We start from the raw sequence: 14,798 nt of genomic DNA, 5'->3' as shown, positions 1-14,798 counted from the left end.
ACGGCCCGTGCCGCCTCCGCCGCGTCCCTGCCACCGTCAGCGCCCGTGAGGCGCAAGAGGGAGCCTCGGGCCGTCGGCGAGCCGGTGCCGGACATCCAGTGGGACCCGGATATGGACTGGCCCGGCCGAACCGCTTCCGATTATCATCCTTTGCATATAAATGAGACCTTTGTCCATCGGGGGCGGCTGCCATGCGCGGAGGTCCTCGCCCGAGTGAGTGGTCCATGTCCCGCACCGGCTCCACGGACGACGGCGACGAGCTTCTGGTCAGGCTCGGGACGCTGACGGCACAGGCGCGCGCGCTGGCGGAGATGCAGCGCTCCCGGGTCGAACTGGCCGTCGCCCTGCAGCGCGGCATGCTGCCGAGGGGGCTGCCCGTCGCCGACGGTGTGCGTCTGGCCGTGCGGTACGCGCCCGCGTACCGGGGACTCGACGTCGGCGGTGACTGGTACGACGCCTTCACCATGCCCGACGGCCGGATCGGTCTGTCGATCGGCGACACCGAGGGACTGTCTCAGCCTCGTGTTCCTCGGCGCCTTCGGGGCCATGCTGATCAGCTCGACCACCGGCGTCGCCCTTCTCGTCGGCACGGGCGACCTCCCGGCCGGGAGCGTGTGGAGGGTGTGGCTGGCCTGGTGGGTGGGTGACGCGATGGGCGTCCTGCTCATCACTCCGGTGCTGCTGCTTCTTCCCCGGGTGCGCGCCCCGGCGTACCCGGGGAGGTGGAAGGAGGCGGTGGGCCTGGTGGTGGCGGGTTGTCTGGTGCCCCTCATCACCTTCAGCCCGGCCAGTCTGCTGTTCGTCATCTACCCGCTGCTGATCCTGGCCGCGCTGCGGTTCGAGCTCCCGGGCAGCATGCTGTGCGCCCTGTTCTGCTCCGTTCTGGCCACCAGCGCGGCGGCCGACCGCGCCGGGCCGTTCCAGCACCTGTCCGACGTGGAGGTCATGGTCAACCTCCAGGCCTTCAACGGGGCGATGGCCCTGACCTCCCTGCTGCTGTCCGCGGTGATCACCGAGCAGCGCAACACCAGGCGCTCGGTGGAGCGTGCGTGCCAGGAACTGGTCGAGGTGCTGGAGCATCTGACGGCGGGGGAGGCGACGGCCCCTCCTCCGCGGGACGAGGACGACCGACCGCGGAACACGGACCGATCCCCCTCGCCCCGCCACCCCTGACCGTCCCCCCGGAGGGCGACGAGGACGAACGGTACGAACGTGAGCCCGGCTCCCGGCTCTCGCCGCCGTCGTGGCCGTGTCGGGAATCCGGCGTCGCGCCCGGCCCCCGCGGCCGGGCGGGCCGCTCACTCCCGCAGGGAGTCGGCGTCGCCCATGACGATCACCGGGTGCCGGTCCGGGTCGAGGGCGCGCAGGAGCTCCTCCATGTGGCGCTCCGAGAGGCTGACACAGCCCTGGGTCGGCCCCTCGTGGTCGACGTGCAGCCAGATGCCGCCGCCCCGGTCGGCGCCGAGCGGACGGGTCCGGTCCAGCGGGGACGTACCCGGCACGCGGTTGTAGTCGATGGCGATGACGTAGTCGAAGGAGCCTTCCAGCGGCTCTCCCTCGAAGCCGGTGCCGCCGACCGCGAACCCCTGCGACTGGTCGTACGGCAGCCGGGTGCCGGGATCGGGCAGCAGCCCCCCGGCGTCGGTGAGGGTGAACACGCCGATGGGTGAACGGAGGTCGCCCGCCCGGTGGTCGTCGGTCCAGCCCCTGAGGGCGTTGTGCGCGGGCCATGCCGGGCCGCCCTCCCATCCGGAACCGGTGTGCTCGTACAACACGACCCGGGAGCGGTTGGCGTCCTTGCCACGGCCCGTGACGACGACCACCTGGCGGGCGTTCGCGGGGATCCACGCCCGGGTCCGGGGCCCGAGGCCGGGAATCCGGGCGGGCGCTCGTGTCTCCGCTCCGGCCCGGCCCTGTGCGGTGTCGGTGGTGCCGGGCTCGGCGTCGGCGGTGCCGGGCGCGACGCGGGCCGTGTCCGGCACCCCGCTCACCGGGACGTCCCGCACCGCGGTTCCGGTGTCCTCCCCGCACCCGCTCAGCGCCGCCAGCACGACGAGGACGACAGCCGCGGACACCACCCGGCCGCGCACACGGGCGGGGGTGCCGGCCTGCCGTCCGGCACGGTGACACGGACGGGGCGGGCAGTCGATCGATGAAGCCATGCACTCAGCCTGACCTCGACTTCCCGGAAACACGTCAGCTCCTCGCGCGAGTCCGCCGAAGTCCCCCATCTGCCCCGCCCGGGAAGAGCGCGGCGAAGGGCCCGTCCGGGTGGCGGAACCGCGCCGGGCAGGGTGCGGTTCCGCCGGACCGAGCACCGTGCGGGGCGGCGCCACCGGTTGGCCACGAACGGCGAGCCGGGTTCGATCACCACGTCCTCTTCTGCCGGACGGGTGATGGCGACGCCCGTGAGCGGGGCACTGTCGCGGGCACCGCCCACGGCGAGGACGCCGGGCCCGTTGCTGGACTCGTCGACGGCGACACCGGTGGTCCGGGCGTCCGGCACCGCTCCCCGGAGTTGTGACCGCACCTCAGCCGTACGTCGGCGTAGCGGCCGGTGACCGGGCTGGTGACCGTGTTGTCCTTCGCGCCGGGGTCGAGGGTGTGGTCGGCGCGGGCCTTGGGCGAGGCGAAGGTGTCCGACGACCGCTCACGGCCGAGGTCTCGCTGCTCTGGGTGCGCTTCGCCCAAGCGGGGTCGGGGTCGGGCCTGACGACGACACCGCTGAGGCCGGCGTCGGCGCCCCGTGGGGCCGACGGGGTGGCCGTTGGACTCCCACTGGCTGCCGATCCGGCCGTCGTTGGCGTTGGCTGCCACGAACGAGTGAATTGTGGAGGAGGCTTCGGCGGGTTCGCCGAGCGCCAGGTCGGTTCCGTCGACGGGCGGTTCCTCCGGGTTGCCGCCGTCCCCGCCGCTGTGGACCTCGGCCTCGGACAACTGCGCGGCGTTCCAGCCGGTGCTGGCGCTCACCCTGACCTGGATGTGGCGCACGTCGCGGGCCGTGAGGTCCACCGCGACGGTGCTCCCGCCCTCGAGGCCGAAGCGGCGGGCGGCGGAACCGGAGAGGCCGGTGGAGGAGGGCCGTCGGTGCCGCCCTCGACGGCGAGGGGCTGGGTGCGGGCCTCCCGGTCGGTGGACGGCTTCAGAACGATCCGGTCGGCCTCGACGGTGCCACCGAGGCCGGCCCGGGCCGGCTGCGGGAACGCGCCTGCCGGGCCTTCCCGTTGGCTCACTCGGCTTCCGCCGGTGGTGTCCGCCGACGGGCGGCCGGCGGACGGGCGGGCCGCCGGCCGTGACGCTCCTGCCGAGCGCCGGACCGGGGCCACGCGCGGCCTTCGCTGCGGCGGTGGCCGTACCGGGCGGGAGTGCTACGGCGACAGGGCCGGCCAGGAACAGGCCGGTGATCGTCCGCAGGTCGAAGCGCTTCCGTCTCATGAAGCCCTCGGTGCACGACGGGTGCCGGGGCGGGTGGCCGGCCGGGCAGTCGGTGTTCCCGCCACGGACTGCCACAGCCAAGTACGGCTTCTGCGTCGGGCGGCTGACTTCCTGCGAGTTCCGGAGGGGAGTCCCCGGCTCGCGCACCTCTGGTCGACGGCGTACGCACCACGTCCCCCGGGGCCGTGCCGTCCCTCGTGCCACGTGAGAACGTCAACCGATGACCGCTCAGAAGAAACGGTCAACCGCGCCCGGCCGTACCATGGCTGGCCACCGGGGGAACCAACAGGCAGAAAGGGGCACGTCATGTCCGAGAACTCGACGGCCGCGACCGACCTCACGTCGCAGTACTCCGCCCAGCTCGCGGGCGACCTGGAACGCAACGTCAAGGAACAGGAGCGGGTCACCGCGGAGATCGCTGCATTGCAGGAGCAGTTGGCCGTGCTTCAGCACGACCACACCCTGCTGGTGAACATGCAGCAGGCGCTGGGCCTCGTCCCGGCGCCCGCCGGGACGGCGGTCACGCCCGAGTCCGGGAGCGCCCCGGCGGCCGGAACGGCACCGGGCGACGCGACCGTGCCGGCACCGGGCGACGCGACCGTGCCGGCACCGCGCAAGAAGGGCGACGCCGAGTCGGAGGCCACGCCAGGGGCCGGGCCGGGCGCGGAGCAGCCGAAGCGGGCCAGGAAGACGGCCGCGCGCGCCACGTCCGGGAAGCCGGGCCCGTCGGAGAAGTCCGTCCCCCCGGGGAGGTCCACACGCGAGCCGGCCGCCGCGAAGGCGGACGGCCCCAAGCTGGTCGAGCTCGTCCGCCGGCACCTGGGTGAGCAGAAGGAGCCCCGCTCGGCGGCGGAGGTCGCCACCGCGCTCGAGCAGGCCCACCCCGGACGCGCCGTCAAGACCACGGTCGTTCGCAGCACCCTGGAGGGCCTGGTCGCGCGCAACCAGGCCCAGCGCACCAAGCAGGGTTCGTCGGTCTTCTACAGCACGCCCGACGGCGCCGGGCGGGACCCGGAGACCGGGGACGACGCGCGGTCCTGACGCCGTCCCCACCGCTCACCGCCGTATGTGACCCACTTCCACCGGCTCGAAGGCGATCCGGGTACGGGCCGTGCCGCCGGCCCAGACGACCTCGACCGTCCCGTCGTCCACCCGGACCTCTTCGAGGGCCTCCGGCAGGGGCGCGGCGTCCGCGTCCGCGGTGAGGGACACCAGGGCGACGTGCACGGTGGTGCCTCCGCACGCGCCGGTGAGGCGCGGGACGTGGGCCCAGCGGGTCCAGGCCGTGCCCTGCGGGGCTCGGACCGGCTCGGCCGACGGGTCGTCCCAGCCGTACGGACCGTACAGGGCGGAGGTCAGTGACTCCTCGGGGCCCGTGGCCCAGCCGGTGTGGGTGAGACGGGACCCCTCCGGCGCCCCCACCACCCGGTGCACCCGCAGTTCGTAGGGGCCGTGCGCCACCGTGACGCTCTCCACCCGCAGACCCGGGACCATCGGCGGGCCACCGGCGAAGACGGGCCGGTGCCATGAGGCGGCCCAGCCCCAGCCGTCGCCGTGGCCCGCGCCCAGGGGGTGGATGCGGCGGCGCACACTGCGCCGGCCGCCGGTCTCCACCGACAGGTGGTTGTCGGCGACGTTCCCGGGCGCGGTGGGACCGGTGCGGGTGGAGTAGGCCTGACGCCCGTAGTGCGGGTCGTCCTCGGCCGCCGTCTCGCCCTCGTGCGGGCGCACGTGGTCACTGCCGTGGTTGTGCAGCCGTACGATCCCGTCGGTCCGCGTCGCCTGGAGGAGCAGTCCCGGCGCCGGCAGCGCCAGCACACGGTCGGACTCCTCCACCGGGGCCGGCTCCTCGCGGGCCGTCCAGAACGCGTGGTCGGCGGGGGCGAGCAGCGCGACGAAGGCCTTCGACGCCCAGTACGGTGACGCGGGGCCCGAGTAGCTCTGCAGACCGGCCTCGTGGGGGCCGTACCAGCCCAGGCTCAGCAGGCCGTCGGCGGTCAGTGCTCCCCGGTCCAGGAAGTGGCGCAGGCTGCCGCTGGCGATGCGGCGGGAGGCGCCCGGGGCCAGCGGGGTGTGACCGGTCACGGCGCCCAGCGCGACGGCCGCCGAGGCTGCGAAGCGGTACGTCAGCGACCGGCCGAAGTGCAGCGGCGCCCCGTCCGCGCCGAACATCAGGGCGAGGCCCTCCAGGTGGGTGCGCAGCCGTTCGCCGTGGTGGGCCGACGCCTCCCGGCCGCCCGCGAGATGGGCGTCGAGGACCGGGTAGAGGTGCAGGGCCCAGCCGTTGTAGTGGTCGAAGGCCCGTCCGTCCCCGTCGGCGTACCAGCCGTCGCCCTGGTACCAGCCCTCCAGCAGTTCCAGCGCCCGCTGCCGGACCGCCGCCGTCTCGGCGTCGCCGCGCCCGACAAACTCCAGGAACCCGGCGACCGCGTACGGGAAGAGGTACCAGTTGTTGGGCGCCGGCGTGTGCCGCAGCGCGCCCCTCAGCCACTCCTCCGCGCGGTCCCGCACACCGGCGTCGAGCCGCTCCCACAGCCAGGGGGCGGTCAGCCTCAGGCCGAGCGCGACGGACGCGGACTCGACCATGGGCTGGCCCTGCACGTCATGGTCGAGGACCAGCGGCCAGGACTCGGTGTCGTCGCGGCCCGGGGTGCGGGTGCCGGCGGCGAGTCCGCTCGCGTACCGCTCCAGCAGACCGTGGGGGTCGTCCCCGTCCGCGCCCGCGACGCGGAAGGCGGCGGCGAGGAACGTCCTGGCGTAGCCCTCGAGTCCGTCGGAGCGCACTCCCGAACGGGAGGGGCGCCCCGGCAGGTCCAGCAGCGCGCAGCCGGGGGTGCTCCAGCGCCAGGCCGCCGTGAGGAGCCCGTCCGCCACGGCTTCCCAGTGGGCGCGGGTGTAACCGGTGCGAGGGCTGATGTCGTGGTCGTCGGCGGGCAGTTCGAAGGGGTCGTTCATGCCAGGTAGGCCAGCCTTTCGCGTCGTACGGGGTGCAGGAAGCCCTCTCCTGAGGCCCAGCGCGCGATCTCGGAGAGGGCGAGATCGGCCAGCCGGCGCCACTCGTTGCCCTGGGAGCCGGCGAGGTGGGGGGTGAGGAGCACGTTGTCGCACTCCCACAACGGGTGTTCGGGCGGCAGGACCTCGGGGTCGGTCACGTCGAGCACGGCGCGGATGCGGCCGGCCAGCACGGCGTCGGTGAGCGCGTCCTGGTCGACGACCGCGCCGCGCGCGGTGTTGATCAGGACGGCGTCGGGGCGCATGGAGTCGATCAGTTCACGGCCGACCAGTCCCCGGGTCCCGGGCAGCAGGGGGGTGTGCACGCTGACGGTGTCGCCGCGCCGGAACAGCTCCGCCAGGCCGACGCGCTCGACGCCGAGTTCCCTCGCCCCGGCCTCGTCGACGAACGGGTCGTACAGCAGCACGTCGACGTCGTGCGGGCGCAGCAGGTCGATCACCCGGCGGCCGATGAGGGAGGCGGACAGGACGCCGACGGTGCGGCGGTGGCTGCCGACCGAGCGGGGGGTGCGCAGCCAGTCCGGCCGGGTGCGCGAGGCGCGGTAGTCCCGCGCGCTCTCCAGGGCCCGCTTGGCGGTGAGCAGGATCATGGCGAGGGTGTACTCGGCGACCGGGACGGCGTTGGCCGCGGCGGCGGAGGACACCTCGATGCCGCGTTCCCAGCAGGCGTCGGTGACATGGCCGCGCACGCTGCCCGCGGTGTGCACGACGGCCCGCAGCCGGGGCGCCGCGCGCAGCACGTCCGCGTCCAGGGGCGGGCAGCCCCAGCCGGTGACCAGCAGGTCGACGTCGGCGAGCACGGTGCGGGCGCGGGGGGTGGTCAGATCGTCCAGGACCGGGAGCGGTGCGAGGTCGCACCGCTCGGCGAGGGCCGCGAGCGACTCGTGGTCGAGGACCGCCGAGGCGACGTCCGGGGACATGGCCAGTGCGGCGCGGGGGCGGGGGCCGGGCGTGGACTCGGTCATGGCGGCGGCGGAACTCCTTGTGCGGGCGGGGTCACTTCACGGCGCCGGCGGTCAGACCGCTGCGCCAGAAACGCTGGAGCAGGGTGAAGGCGAGGATGAGCGGCAGCACGGCGAGCAGGGACCCCATGATGACGACGGGGTAGTACTCCGGCGAGACCGACGCGGAGCTGTTCCACTGGTACAGGCCGAGGCTGACGGGATACAGGTCCTGGTCGGACAGCATCACCATGGGCAGGAAGAAGTTGTTCCAGATCGCGGTCAGCTGGAAGAGGAAGACGGTGACCAGGCCGGGGCCGAGCATCCTGAGCGCCACCCGGACGTAGGTGGTCAGCTCGCCGGCCCCGTCCACCCGCGCCGCCTCCAGCACCTCGTCGGGCACGTAGCCCCGGCTGAAGACACGGCCGAGGTACACGCCGAACGGGTTGAAGAGCACCGGGACGAACACCGCCCAGAAGGTGTTGACCAGGCCGGTCTCGGAAGCCATCAGGTACAGCGGCAGCGCGAGCACCGTCTGGGGCACCATGACCGCCGCAAGGACCAGGCCGAACAGCTTCTCCCTGTGCCGGAAGCGGTACTTGTCGAAGGCGTAGCCGCAGGCGACGCTCACCAGCGCGCCGAGGGCGGCGCCGAGCACCGCGTACAGCAGGCTGTTGACGTACCAGCGGCCGTACAGGCCGCCGTCCATGGCGAACAGGTCCCGCAGGTTCTGCACGAAGGAGAAGTCGCTCAGGGAGAGCAGGTCGCTGCCGAAGAGCGCGTCGCGGTCCTTCGAGGCGGCCAGGACCAGCCACAGCACCGGCAGCAGCGTGTAGAGGACGGAGATCGCGACCACCGCGTTGACGGTGGCGCGGCCCAGCAGTCTCGGGCGGAGCAGGGAGCTGTCGGCGGCGCTCATCGGGCCTCCTCCGGGACGTCGGCGCGGCTGGTGAAGCGGGTGACGGCGTAGGACAGGGCGATGGTGCAGACGAGCAGGACGACCGAGGCGGCCGCCGCGAGGCCGTAGTTGTTGCGGGTGAAGGCCGCGTCGTAGATGTACATGCTCGGCGAGAACCGGGAGCTGATCATGGGGGAGGACTGGCTGAGCAGCATGGGCTCGGTGAAGAGCTGGAGCGCCCAGATCAGGGTGAAGATCGCGACCATGACGATGGAGGCGCGCACCAGCGGCGTCTTGACCTGGAGCGCCGTGCGCACCGGTCCGGCGCCGTCCACCACGGAGGCCTCGATCACTTCGCGGGGCACGGCCCGCAGGGCGGCGTAGAAGACCACCGTGTTGTAGCCGAGGTTGCTCCACAGGGCGATGTTCACGATGGACGGGACGACCGTGTGGATGCCGAGGAAGTCGATGGTGACGTCCGCCCGGGCGAGCAGTTCGATCACCGGGCTGATGCCGGGTGTGTAGAGGTACAGCCAGATCAGGGCCGCGATGATGCCGGGCACCGCGTGCGGCAGGAACAGGCCGAGCTGGGCGAGGGCGCGCAGCCGGACCACGCCGGAGTCCAGCAGCAGGGCGAGCGCGAGCGCGCCGACGACCATGAGCGGGAGGTAGATCAGGCAGTACAGGGCGACGGTGCCGAGCCCGCCGAGGAAGGTGGGGTCGGTCAGGACGGCGGCGTAGGAGCGCAGGCCGACGAAGACGGTGCGCTCGGGGCCGAAGCCGAGACCGGGCTGGTCGTCGCTGTAGAAGCCGAGGTACACGGCGGTGCCGACGGGGATCAGGAAGACGGTGACCAGCAGGGCGAGGAACGGCGCCATCAGGACGCCGCACGCGGTCAGTCGCCGGCGTCCGGCCGCTCTGCGGGCGCGCGCCTGCGAGGTGGAGGACGCCGGAGGGGCGGCGCGGGTCGCGCCGGTCGGCACCCGTGAGCGGGTGGTCGTGGTCATGGGGTGTCACCTGCCTTCCGTCGGCTCAGGTGCTGTGCTGGCTGGTGGACAGGCCCAGGGCCCTGAGGTCGGGCATGGTGCCCTCCTGGGCGGTGCGCAGGGACTCGACGAGAGTGCCCCGGCCCCCGCCGACCCGGGCGAAGGCGTCCTGCATGACCTTCTGCGTCGCGCTCATCCGCGGTCCCCAGAGCCAGTTCCCGCCGATCTTCTCGGCCTCCTGCTCGAACAGGGCGTAGATGTCCTGTCCGCCGTAGTACGACCGGTCGAACGCGTCGCGGCCCACCGCGACCAGGCCGGGTGCCGCCGGGTACTGGCTGCTGGTGCCGCTGGACAGGCGGGCGCGCAGGGCGTCGGGGTGGGAGACCTGCCACTCGATGAACTCCATGGCGGCCTCGGGGTGCCGGCTGTCCTTGGTGACCGCGAAGGTCGAGCCGCCGTGCGTGCCGACGGAGGGGCCGGCCGTGTCCCACTGCGGCAGCGGCGCGATCCGCCACTGCCCCTTCTGTCCGGGCCGGGCGTTCATCTGGGCGCCGGCGTCCCAGGCGCCGCTGAGCCGGGTGAGGACCAGGCCGCCTCCGATCTGGGCGTCCGACTGCCGGCTCTCGACCGCGTTCACGAAGACGTCGCCGCGGTCGATGAGCCGCTGCCAGTAACCGGCGACCTTCCGGGAGGGGGCGTCCGCGAGGGAGACGTTCCAGGCGCCGCGCGAGGTGTCGAACCACTGGGCACCGGCCTGCCAGGCGTACGCGGCGAACTGGGTCATGCCGTCGGTGGGGAACAGCACCAGCCGCCGGCCGGGCGCCTTGCGGCGGACGGTCACGGCCTGTTCGGCGTACTCGTCCCAGGTGCGCGCGGCCCGCAGCCCGTACGCGTCGAACAGGTCGGCGCGGTAGTGCATCACCATCGGCTCGACGTCCAGCGGCACGCTGAACACCCGGCCTTCGAAGGTGGTCAGTCCGAGCGCCTGCGGCAGCAGTCTGCGGCGCAGGCGCTCGGCGACCAGGTCGGTGATGTCGCGGGCGACGCCGTCGATGGCGTACCCGGGGACCTGCGGATACTCGATGGTGGCGACGTCGGGGGCGTTGCCGGCCCGGGCGGCGTTGCTCAGCTTGGCGTAGCCGCCCTGCCCGCCGGAGGGGATCTGCTGGAACTCGACCTGGACGGTCCGGTGGGTGCGGTTGAACGCGTCGACGACCTCCTGGCTGCCGCGCAGGGCGGACCAGAAGGTGAGGCGCGTGGGGGTGCCCGCGCGCGCCGACGAGACGCCGTTCCCCCCGCTGCAGGCGCTCACGGCTCCTGTCAGCGGTACGGCGGCCGTCGCGGCGAGCACGGACCGGCGGCTGGGTCGTCCGGGCATGGCGCCTCCCGCGGCTCCTGCGTGTCCGGGGACACGGCTGTTCGGGACACGGGAATCCTCAACGCCCGACCGACAAACGGTCAATAGATCGATCAGAAGAAAATGAAACGTTCAAACGATCATTCAGGTCGGTCGGCTGCGCCCGCACACGCCCGGGTCGATCCGCGCACGCTCAGCGCCGGCAGCAGTTCGATCCGCCGCACCGGCCCCCCGCCGCCGCGCGGCGCGGCGAGCCGCTGGAGCAGCAGCTCCGCCGCGGCCCGGCCGACGTCGGCCTTGGGCGGGGCGACGGCCGTCAGCGGCGGGGTCCCGAGCCCGGCCACCACGTCGTCGTACGCCACGACCGAGCAGTCCTCCGGCACGCGCACGCCGCTGTCTGCCAGCCGCTGTACGAGCATGAGCGCGTCCACGTCCCCGTGCAGCACCGCCGCCGTGGCCCCCACCTCGCGCAGCAGCGCGGGCAGCTCCGCCGTCTCCTGAGCCGTGTACGGCCCGTCGTGACCGGCCTCCGGGGCGCACAGCGCCCACGCCCACCGCTCCACCAGCGGATGCGCGTCGGCGATCCGGGCGCACGCGGACCGCAGGGTGCGCGCGGTGGGGCTGTCGTCCCGGGTGGCGAACACGATCCGCCGGTGACCGAGTCCCACCAGGTGCTGCACGGCGAGATGGACGCCGTGGGCGTGGTCGGAGCAGACCGAGTCCATCGCGTGCAGCGCGCTGCCCGGCCGGGGACGCCGCTCCATCAGCACCGCGGGCACGTCCAGCAGGGCGAGCCAGCCGTAGTCGCCCTCCTCGTCGGCCCGGGTGCGCCAGCGGGGAGCCAGCAGCAGGCCCGCGGCGCCGTCCGCGAGGGCCCGCTCCACCAGCGGCCGCTCGGCGCCGGTCACCTGCGGCGCGATGTGCAGCGCGATCCGCCTGCCCGCCGCCTCGAGCACCGAACGGGCGCCGTGCAACGACTCGTACAGGTAGGTGTGCCGCTCCGGGACGACGACGGCCACCACCTCGCCGTCCGGCGCCGGTGCCCGGGCCGCCGGCAGATCCTGGGCGGCGAGGGGGGAGCGCACCACGCCGTGGCCGCGCCGCAGCCGCCCCTCCTGCGCCAGTTCCTCCACGTCCCGCCGTACCGTCACCACCGACACCTGGAGTTCGGCGGCGAGGTCGGCCACCCGCGCCGAACCCCGGGACTCGACGGCCGCCAGGATCCGCTGCCTCCTGAGCTCGACCGGCTCCCGCATGAGGCCCCTCCCCGCACCTGGATGTTCGTTTGAACGATGTGGGCATCATAACGATCACCCGGGACCGCGGGAGCGGGGTCTCCTCGCCGGGGGTCTCACTGCCTGCTGACGTCATGGAGTGTCACCGTCCCGGGTGCGTGGACGCGTCGGCCGTCCGGGGTCGTCCTTCACATACGAGCCCGACATGCGGATTCGGGTGGTGCCGGTCACGGTCCGCCGTCCACCGCCCATCCGAGCGGGTACGGCTGCGGTCCGGCGGCGGGGGGCTCGCCGCCGGCCTCGTTGAACGCGGTGAGGGCGTCGACCAGCGCCGCCCGCTGTCCCGGAGCCAGCCGCTCGACGACCGCGGCGATCTCGGCACGGCGCCGTGCGGTGACGTCCTCGACCGTGCGCCGGCCCTCGTCGGTGAGCCGCAGCAGGGTCTCCCGGCGGTTGGCGGGATTGGTCTGCCGGTCGGCGAGGCCTGCCGCGATCAGTCGGTCGACCATGCGCATCGCGGTGGACGGGGCGACGTGGAGCAGGTCGGCGAGCGTGACCAGCTTGGTGGCACCGCGGGTGGAGAGCACCACCAGCATCCGGAACTGCGGCAGCGTCACCCGGTCCTCGACCGCGGCGAGGGACCGCGCGGACACCGCCACCAGCAGTCGCGAGGCGGTCAACACCGCACGGGTGACCGCCTCGACGTCGTCCCTGGCCCCGCCGGAGGGCTCGTCCTGAGGCATGTGTCCTTTGTACCCCGCGGTGATCGCCGCCCGCTCACCCGGCGGGGCGGGCTCCGCGTCCCGGTGGCAACCGGCCGCGCGGGAGGAGTGTCACGGCGTCGTCCTCCAGGCCGTGTGAAGGCCGGTCGCCCCGCGCCCCGGGCGGGCCCTCGTCCGACCGCGTCTGCACCGTCCCAGCCGTATGTCCGGTTCGGCGGGCCGCTGTTCATTCTTTTTCACGCTGTGCGGTCACCCTGGCGGGGTTCTCGAAAGGAACGGACGGACGTGGCCGCGCAGCGGCCGGACGACGGCGGAACGCCGGCGGAACGGGACGGTACGTCGTCGCTGCCCGAGGACGTCCGGCAGCGGTTCCTCACCGACAACGAGCGGGCCATCCGGGCCACCGCACCCGGGGAGCCCTCCGCACCGCAGCGGACCCGGCCGCGCGTCGACGGTGGTGCGCCGCGGGAGGGCGCCGTCGTCCGGGCCGGCTGACACGCCCCGGCCGGCGTGGCCGGTGACCGGGGCGTGTCCCCTCGGGGTACGGCTCAGCCGCCCAGCGCCGCGAGGACCACGGACTTGGCCTCCTCCTGCACCCGGCGGAGGTGGTCGGGGCCCTGGAAGGACTCGGCGTAGATCTTGTAGACGTCCTCGGTACCGGAGGGACGGGCGGCGAACCAGGCACTGTCGGTGGTCACCTTGATGCCGCCGATGGACGCGCCGTTGCCCGGCGCCTCGGTGAGCACGGCGGTGACCGCTTCCCCGGCCAGGGTGTCCGCGGTGACCTGGGCGGGGGACAGCTTCGCGAGGCGGGCCTTCTCCTCGCGGGTCGCCGGGGCGTCGATCCGCTCGTAGGCGGGCTCGCCGAAGCGGGAGGTGAGCGCGGCGTAGTGCGCGGAGGGCGTCTTGCCGGTGACGGCCGTGATCTCGGACGCGAGCAGCGCCAGGATGATGCCGTCCTTGTCGGTGGTCCACACCGAGCCGTCCCGGCGCAGGAAGGAGGCGCCGGCCGACTCCTCACCGCCGAAGCCGAGGGCGCCGCCGGCCAGCCCGTCCACGAACCACTTGAAACCGACGGGCACCTCGACGAGTTCGCGCTTCAGGTCGGCGGCGACGCGGTCGATCATCGCGGAGGACACCAGGGTCTTGCCGACGCCGGCGTCGGACGGCCACTGCTCGCGGTGCGCGTAGAGGTAGCCGATCGCCGTGGCGAGGTAGTGGTTGGGGTTCATCAGACCGGCGTCCGGGGTGACGATGCCGTGCCGGTCGGCGTCCGCGTCGTTGCCGGTGGCGATGTCGAAGCGGTCGCGCTGCCCGATGAGGGACGCCATGGCGTGCGGCGACGAGCAGTCCATCCGGATCTTGCCGTCCCAGTCCAGGGTCATGAACCGCCAGGTGGGGTCGGTGAGCGGGTTGACCACGGTGAGGTCGAGGCGGTGCTGTTCGGCGATCCGGCCCCAGTAGGCGACGGACGCCCCGCCCAGCGGGTCGGCGCCGATCCGTACGCCGGCCTCGCGGATCGCGTCCAGGTCCAGCACGCTGGGCAGGTCCGCGACATAGGTGCCGAGGAAGTCGTAACGGCCGGTGCCGGGGGCGCTGAGGGCGCGGGCGTACGGGACGCGGCGGACGTCCTTGAGGCCGCCCCGGATGATGTCGTTGGCCCGGTCCTGGATCCAGCCGGTGGCGTCCGAACCCGCGGGGCCGCCGCTCGGCGGGTTGTACTTGAACCCGCCGTCGGCGGGCGGGTTGTGGGACGGGGTGACCACGACACCGTCCGCGAGGCCCGTGGTGCGGCCCCGGTTGTGGGCGAGGATCGCGTGCGAGACCGCCGGGGTCGGGGTGTAGCCGTCGGCGCTGTCGATGAGCACGGTGACCCCGTGGGCCGCGAACACCTCCAGCGCGGTGACCCGCGCGGGTTCGGACAGCGCGTGGGTGTCGGCACCCAGGAAGAGCGGGCCGTCGGTCCCCTGTTCGGCGCGGTACTCGCAGATGGCCTGGCTGGTCGCGGCGATGTGGTCCTCGTTGAACGCGGCCGCCAGGGACGAGCCGCGGTGTCCCGACGTCCCGAACGTGACGCGCTGTCCCGGATCGTCGGGGTCGGGGTGCAGCGCGTAGTACGCCGTGACCAGCCGAGCGACGTCGACGAGGTCCTCGGGGCCGGCCGGGCCGCCCGCTCGCTCGTGCTGCATGTGCCCACTCCTCCGCATGGGTT

12 protein-coding genes and 2 pseudogenes are annotated in these 14,798 nt (G+C 73.6%); 4 read left to right on the top strand and 10 right to left on the bottom strand.

The window, feature by feature from the left end:
• Nucleotides 1–224 precede the first annotated feature (224 nt).
• A pseudogene (locus KYY02_RS19285) lies at nucleotides 225–509 on the top strand (serine/threonine-protein phosphatase); the annotation flags it as partial.
• Nucleotides 505–1,173, top strand: a pseudogene (locus KYY02_RS19280) (MASE1 domain-containing protein); the annotation flags it as partial. The pseudogenes KYY02_RS19285 and KYY02_RS19280, both read left to right, overlap by 5 nt.
• 125 nt (nucleotides 1,174–1,298) lie before the next feature.
• Here the strand turns inward: KYY02_RS19280 and KYY02_RS19275 are convergent.
• Nucleotides 1,299–2,162, bottom strand: a complete 864-nt coding sequence (locus KYY02_RS19275) for a L,D-transpeptidase family protein (protein ID WP_371239451.1) — start codon at nucleotides 2,160–2,162, stop codon at nucleotides 1,299–1,301.
• A 205-nt stretch (nucleotides 2,163–2,367) separates the two neighbouring features.
• Nucleotides 2,368–3,012 carry a hypothetical protein gene (locus KYY02_RS19270; protein ID WP_371239449.1) on the bottom strand — a complete coding sequence of 215 codons (645 nt, stop codon included), beginning with the start codon at nucleotides 3,010–3,012 and terminating at the stop codon, nucleotides 2,368–2,370.
• Nucleotides 3,013–3,741: 729 nt separating this feature from the next.
• Here KYY02_RS19270 and KYY02_RS19265 point away from each other — a divergent pair.
• Nucleotides 3,742–4,476, top strand: a complete 735-nt coding sequence (locus tag KYY02_RS19265; protein ID WP_371239447.1) for a hypothetical protein — start codon at nucleotides 3,742–3,744, stop codon at nucleotides 4,474–4,476.
• A gap of 15 nt (nucleotides 4,477–4,491) precedes the next feature.
• On the opposite strand, the gene KYY02_RS19260 is transcribed toward KYY02_RS19265, so the two are convergent.
• The 7 genes from KYY02_RS19260 to KYY02_RS19230 form a co-directional block, all read right to left on the bottom strand.
• The gene (locus KYY02_RS19260) at nucleotides 4,492–6,390 is read right to left on the bottom strand and encodes a DUF2264 domain-containing protein (RefSeq protein ID WP_371239445.1); all 1,899 of its coding nucleotides are present in this window, start codon (nucleotides 6,388–6,390) and stop codon (nucleotides 4,492–4,494) included.
• Nucleotides 6,387–7,412: a hydroxyacid dehydrogenase gene (locus tag KYY02_RS19255; RefSeq protein ID WP_371239443.1), complete on the bottom strand. Its 1,026-nt coding sequence runs from the start codon at nucleotides 7,410–7,412 to the stop codon at nucleotides 6,387–6,389. The genes KYY02_RS19260 and KYY02_RS19255 overlap by 4 nt, the downstream gene beginning before the upstream one ends.
• A 31-nt stretch (nucleotides 7,413–7,443) precedes the next feature.
• Nucleotides 7,444–8,307, bottom strand: coding sequence for a carbohydrate ABC transporter permease (locus tag KYY02_RS19250; protein ID WP_371239441.1), 864 nt, complete (start codon nucleotides 8,305–8,307; stop codon nucleotides 7,444–7,446).
• Nucleotides 8,304–9,293, bottom strand: coding sequence for a carbohydrate ABC transporter permease (locus tag KYY02_RS19245; RefSeq protein ID WP_371239439.1), 990 nt, complete (start codon nucleotides 9,291–9,293; stop codon nucleotides 8,304–8,306). The genes KYY02_RS19250 and KYY02_RS19245 overlap by 4 nt, the downstream gene beginning before the upstream one ends.
• A 25-nt stretch (nucleotides 9,294–9,318) precedes the next feature.
• Nucleotides 9,319–10,650, bottom strand: a complete 1,332-nt coding sequence (locus KYY02_RS19240; RefSeq protein ID WP_371239437.1) for an ABC transporter substrate-binding protein — start codon at nucleotides 10,648–10,650, stop codon at nucleotides 9,319–9,321.
• 119 nt (nucleotides 10,651–10,769) lie between these two features.
• Nucleotides 10,770–11,885, bottom strand: coding sequence for a substrate-binding domain-containing protein (locus KYY02_RS19235; RefSeq protein WP_371239435.1), 1,116 nt, complete (start codon nucleotides 11,883–11,885; stop codon nucleotides 10,770–10,772).
• A gap of 206 nt (nucleotides 11,886–12,091) precedes the next feature.
• Nucleotides 12,092–12,607 carry a MarR family winged helix-turn-helix transcriptional regulator gene (locus tag KYY02_RS19230; RefSeq protein WP_371239433.1) on the bottom strand — a complete coding sequence of 172 codons (516 nt, stop codon included), beginning with the start codon at nucleotides 12,605–12,607 and terminating at the stop codon, nucleotides 12,092–12,094.
• Between the two features lie 264 nt (nucleotides 12,608–12,871).
• On the opposite strand from KYY02_RS19230, the gene KYY02_RS19225 reads away from it, so the two are divergent.
• Nucleotides 12,872–13,081, top strand: coding sequence for a hypothetical protein (locus KYY02_RS19225; protein ID WP_371239431.1), 210 nt, complete (start codon nucleotides 12,872–12,874; stop codon nucleotides 13,079–13,081).
• A gap of 53 nt (nucleotides 13,082–13,134) precedes the next feature.
• Here the strand turns inward: KYY02_RS19225 and pgm are convergent, their stop codons facing one another.
• Entirely contained in the window at nucleotides 13,135–14,775 is a 1,641-nt protein-coding gene (gene pgm / locus KYY02_RS19220) for a phosphoglucomutase (alpha-D-glucose-1,6-bisphosphate-dependent) (protein ID WP_371239429.1), read from the bottom strand.
• Between the last annotated feature and the right edge of the window lie 23 nt (nucleotides 14,776–14,798).

The sequence above is a fragment of the Streptomyces pimonensis genome, from assembly GCF_041380215.1.
Classification (GTDB): domain Bacteria; phylum Actinomycetota; class Actinomycetes; order Streptomycetales; family Streptomycetaceae; genus Streptomyces; species Streptomyces pimonensis.
Note: the sequence above shows the minus strand (reverse complement) of the source record. Positions and strands in the feature narration are given on the sequence as shown.